Genomic DNA, 5064 nt, shown 5'->3' on the forward strand with positions numbered 1-5064 from the left:
TCTCGCCGCTTCGTGCTCACCGACGCCCACCGCGCCGCCATCGTGGCCGCCGTGGGCGACGCCGCCGTGCTGCACGCCCCCGGTGAACCCTACGACCGCGACGCCTCGGAACTGCGCGCCGCCCCCGACCTGGTGGTGTTGCCGGAAACCGTGGAACAGGTGCAGGCGCTGCTGCGTTGCGCCAGCGCGCATTCCATTCCGGTCATTCCGCGCGGCGGCGGCACCGGCCTTGCGGGCGGTTGCCTTGCCGTGCGCGGCGGGGTGGTGCTGTCGCTGGAGCGCATGAACCGCATCCGCGCCATCGACCCCCGCAATCTGGTGGCCGAGGTGGAGGCGGGCGTCATCTCGCAGCGCGTGCGCGACGCCGCCGCCGAACAGGGCCTGTACTACCCGCCCGACCCGGCGGGCATGGACCGTTCCACCATCGGCGGCAACGTGGCCACCAACGCGGGCGGCCCCGCATGCGTCAAGTACGGCGTCACCCGCGACTACGTGCTGGGCGTGGAGGCCGTGCTGCCCGACGGCGAACTGCTGCGCGCCGGGGTGCGCACCCGCAAGGGCGTGGTGGGCTACGACATGGCCCACCTGCTGTGCGGGTCCGAGGGTACGCTGGGCGTCATCACCGCCCTGACCCTCAAACTGGTGCCCCTGCCGCCCGCCACCGTGAGCATGGCCGTGGCCTTCCCGGACATGGCCGCCGCCATGCGCGGCGTGGCCGCCGTGCTGGGGGGAGGGCACCTGCCCTCGGCCATCGAGTTCCTGGACCACCGCTGCATTCGCCTGCTGGGCGAACTGCTGCCCATCCCGGTGCCCGGCGACAAGCCCTCGCTGCTGATCATCGAACTGGACGGCGCCCGCGAGCAGATCGTGCCCGAGCTTGACCTTGTGGCCGCCATATGCCGCCAGCAGGGCGCCACCCACGTGCTGCCCGCCGCCGACGAGGAAACCCGCGCCCGCGTGTGGGGCGCGCGCCGCCAGGTGTCGTTGCGCATCCACGACTATGCCGCCCTGTACATGTCCGAGGACGTGGCCGTGCCCCTTGGCGCCATAGCCGAACTGGTGGCCGCGCTGCCCGAGTTCGAGCAGAGCTACGGCATGGAGATCTTCGCCTTCGGCCATGCGGGCGACGGCAACATCCATCTCAACGTCACCGCCCCCACCCGCGATACCCGCGACGTGGTGGAGCAGGGCATCGTGGCCCTGGTGGGCAAGGTGCTGGAGCTTGGCGGCACCATCTCCGGCGAACACGGCATAGGCGAAGCCAAGAAGCACCTGCTGCCCCTGGAACTTTCCCCCGCCTCCATCCGCCTGCAACAGGGCATCCGCCAGGTGTTCGACCCCAAGGGCATCATGAACCCCGGCAAGGTGTTCGGGTAGAGACGAAAAAAGAACATGAAGAAAATCGGGAGGGGGAGGAAACTTTTGTAAAAGTTTCCTCCCCCTCCCGAACCCTCCCCCGCCTTCCAAACTTTTCAATTGGGGGGCTGATACGCTGTTGCGAGTGCTGTTGGGAGCGGTCGTTACCGTCTCCACCCCTCGATATCCATGGGTATTTTCGTTACCCCTTCAATTCCAGCACATGCAACCGGCTGTGCAACTCCACCCGGTCCTGCCGCGTCTCGAAGGTCAGGTCCAGCCGGTCGGTCCCGCGCAGGGCCTTGATACGGTTGGTGCTGTCCAGCCCCGCCGCGATGGCGTCCACAAATCCTGCGTCAAACGCGATCAACCGCACCCGCTGCGGGTGGCGCACCTTGCCCGCCAGCGTGGCTGCCAGTTGCCGGGCGTCCTTCTCCGTCCGGCGCAGGATGCGGAAGGGCGTGTCCTCGCCCAACTTGGCCGCCACGCGGTCGGTCTTGCGCGCCGCAATGTTCCCGCAGTCCAGCCACAGCCGGATGTTCCCCGCCGCGTCCAGCGAGACCAGGTCCGGCTTGTAGTGCCAGCCCACTCCTTCTTCCACGCGCGGCTCCCATTCCCGGTACAGCAGATACCCCAGAAACTTCAGGGCGATATGCCACGGCACTTCGCCGGGGGCCGCATCCAGCACGATGCGGTCGCGCACCGGCAGGGGCAGGCCGGAAGCGGGCACAGGGCGTTGACCATAATCGCTGTCGTCACCGGTGTCCGGCGCGGCGTCCATGCCGAATCCGGTGTCGTAACCCGCCCGGTGCCCGACCGCATGGCGGGGTGGCCGAGGGGGCGCCTCCAGAGGGCGCGAGCCGGGCAGGTGTTCGATGGTGCAGGTGTACTTCATGCGGACCTCACGGGGGGCGGGTGGGCTGCATCCGTTCATGCTGCCGTGCCATCAGGGTGCCATTGGGCGCACGTCCATGCAAGACCGCGCACCAATATCGGGGTATGGGCATCGGCTGTGTTCCCATGGCGCGGCCCCGTCGTCCCCGCGCGTTGCGGAGCGCGGCGCGGGCGGGTATAGCCCAAGGCTGTCGACGCATCGTGCCACCGGGTGCCCGCGCGCAGAGCGAAGCTTGCCCACCCGCGCGGCCATTTCGTTACCTCCGCCCATTTCTGCCACTCACCGGAGCCGAACCATGTCCAATGCCACTCCCCCGGAATCTCCCCTGCGCGTTGCCGAGCGCGTGCGCAACATCCGCATTTCCGCCACCAAGCTCATGCCCATGCTGGCCGCCAAGGTAGGCGGCTGCGTGTCGCTGGGGCAGGGCGTGCCTTCGTTCCGCACGCCCGACCACATCGTGGAGGCCGTGTGCCGCGCCCTGCGCGACGACCCCACTGCGGGGCGCTACAGCCTGCAACCCGGCATGCCCGCCCTGCGCGAGGCCATTGCCGCGGACATCCTGGCCCGCAAGGGGGCGCGCTTCGACCCGGAGACGGAAATCGGCGTCACCGTGGGGGCCATGGAAGCGCTGGTGATGATCATGCTCACCGTGGTGGAGCGCGGCGATGAGGTGATCATCCCCTCGCCGGGCTACGCCTCGCACGCCGAGCAGGTATTGATGGCAGAGGGCGTGCCCGTGCATGTGCCCCTGCGCGCTGCGGACTGGGGGCTGGACGTGGACGCGGTGCGCGCCGCCGTCACCCCGCGCACGCGGGCCATCATCGTGTGCAGCCCCGGCAACCCCACTGGCGGGGTGTATGACGACGCCGACGTGCGCTCCCTGTGCGACCTTGCGCTGGAGCGCGACCTGGTGCTCATCGTGGACGACACCTACGACTACATGGTGTACGGCGAAGCCCCCGGCACGCCGCGCTTCTGCCCCGTGAACCAGCCGGAACTGCGCCGTCACGTCATCACCGTGAATTCCTTTTCCAAGAAGTACGCCCTGACCGGTTGGCGCGTGGGCTACGTGGCCGCCGACGCCGCGTGGATGGCGGAACTGCTGAAGGTGCACGACGCTACTGCGGTGTGCGCGCCCACGGTGTCGCAGCATGCGGCCCTTGCCGCGCTGACCGGTCCGCAGGACTGCGTGGACGCCATGCGCACGGCCCTGACCGCCCGGCGCGACCTGACCTGTCGCAGGCTGGACGCGCTGGCCCCGCACTTCACCTACGTGCCGCCGCGCGGCGCGTTCTACGCCATGGCCCGCTACACCTTCACCGATGCCGACTCCATGACCGTGGCCCGGCGCATGCTGGAAGAATCGCGGGTGATCACCGTGCCGGGCGGCTCGTTCGGCCCCACGGGCGAACGTCACCTGCGGCTGTCCTTCGGTATGGACGAGGCGGAACTGACCGAGGCCTTCGACCGCATCCAGCACTGGGTGACGGCTCTGTAGATGGCCCGGCGCAGGATACTGGTGGACGGCCCGGTGCCCGGGGCCGGGGAGTGTGCAGAGGCACGTGCAACTGCGGCCAGCACTGCGTCATCGCCCGATGTCACGGCTTCGCCCGTGCTGGACGACCAGCCGCAGGCAACTCCGCGGCGGCGCGGCAGGCCGCGCAAGGTGGATGGGGCGGTTACGTCGGGCAAGGTGATTGGCGGTGTTCAGGACAAGGGGCCCGGCGCGCCCCCACGTTACGCCCCGCCCTGCCTGCCCGTCACGCCCGATCCTGCGGTTCTTGCCGGACCGGACCCGCTGGCTGGCACCGGCTGGCCGGACAATGTGGCGGATCTGGTTGCCCGCAGGCATCTGGAAGTGCTGGCCACGGTCGAGGCGTTGCGCGCGCAGGGGCGGACCATCTATCCGGCACGCGCCGACGTGTTCCGGGCGCTGTGCGCCACGCCGTGGGACGCGGTGCGGGTGGTGATCCTGGGGCAGGACCCCTACCACGGGCCGGGGCAGGCCCACGGTCTGGCCTTTTCCGTTGCCGACGGGGTGCCCTTGCCGCGTTCGCTCCGCAACATCTTCAGGGAAGTGGCCGCCAATTACGGCGTGGGGTCGGGGCAACCGGGCTTCGGGGACCAGACGGGCAAATCCGGCCCGTCCTCGCATGCGTCCTCGCATCCGTCTTGGCACCCGGCTGGCAACACGCCCGCAGGCGCGCCGTTGCTGACGCCGTTCGGCAATGTATCCCCCGAATCCGCCGCCCCCTCCGGCAATCTGTCGCGTTGGGCCGCGCAGGGCGTGCTGCTGCTGAACACGGTGCTCACCGTGGAGGACGGGCAACCCAACAGCCATGCGGGCCTCGGCTGGGAGGACGTCACGCGGAGCATCGTGGCCGCGCTGGGTGCGCGTTCGCAGCCGTGCGCCTTTCTGCTCTGGGGCAGGCCCGCGCACGGGTTTGCGGCATTGGTGACCCATCCGGCGCATCTGGTGCTGACGGCGGCGCATCCTTCGCCGTTGTCGGCCTCGCGCGGGTTCTTCGGGTGCGGGCTCTTTGCGCGGGTCAATGGTTGGCTGGCGGAACGGGGAGAGCATCCCATCCGCTGGTGAACGGCTGGGCAAACGATGGTTTTGCGGCGGCGGTCGTCCCGGAGTGCGGGGTGGCCGCCGTCGTCATTCCAGCGTGAAGCTGTCGTCGTCGCGCCAGTGGACCATGGCCCGGGTGATGCCCATGGCCGCATATGCGTCCACCAGCCCGTTGGCGTGGCCCCACAGCAGGCCGCGCAGGCGGCGCGGCACCCCCAGGCGCACGGGCGGCCCCGGCAGG

Annotated in this window: 4 protein-coding genes; 3 read left to right on the top strand and 1 reads right to left on the bottom strand. The window is 69.8% G+C overall.

Translation table 11 applies throughout. From position 1 onward, the window contains the following. The first annotated feature begins 12 nt into the window (after window positions 1-12). Window positions 13-1377, top strand: a complete 1365-nt coding sequence (locus FVW27_RS07615; protein WP_167124056.1) for an FAD-linked oxidase C-terminal domain-containing protein — start codon at window positions 13-15, stop codon at window positions 1375-1377. 181 nt (window positions 1378-1558) lie between these two features. Here the strand turns inward: FVW27_RS07615 and FVW27_RS07620 are convergent, their stop codons facing one another. After that, entirely contained in the window at window positions 1559-2251 is a 693-nt protein-coding gene (locus FVW27_RS07620) for a YaeQ family protein (protein ID WP_167124053.1), read from the bottom strand. 295 nt (window positions 2252-2546) lie between these two features. Here FVW27_RS07620 and FVW27_RS07625 point away from each other — a divergent pair, with 295 nt between their 5' ends. Continuing rightward, the gene (locus tag FVW27_RS07625) at window positions 2547-3749 is read left to right on the top strand and encodes a pyridoxal phosphate-dependent aminotransferase (protein WP_167124054.1); all 1203 of its coding nucleotides are present in this window, start codon (window positions 2547-2549) and stop codon (window positions 3747-3749) included. Between the two features lie 114 nt (window positions 3750-3863). Then, window positions 3864-4847, top strand: coding sequence for a uracil-DNA glycosylase (locus tag FVW27_RS07630; RefSeq protein ID WP_341806106.1), 984 nt, complete (start codon window positions 3864-3866; stop codon window positions 4845-4847). The last annotated feature ends 217 nt before the right edge of the window (window positions 4848-5064 follow it).

It is taken from the genome of Nitratidesulfovibrio liaohensis, from assembly GCF_011682075.1.
GTDB classification, from domain to species: Bacteria; Desulfobacterota; Desulfovibrionia; order Desulfovibrionales; family Desulfovibrionaceae; genus Cupidesulfovibrio; species Cupidesulfovibrio liaohensis.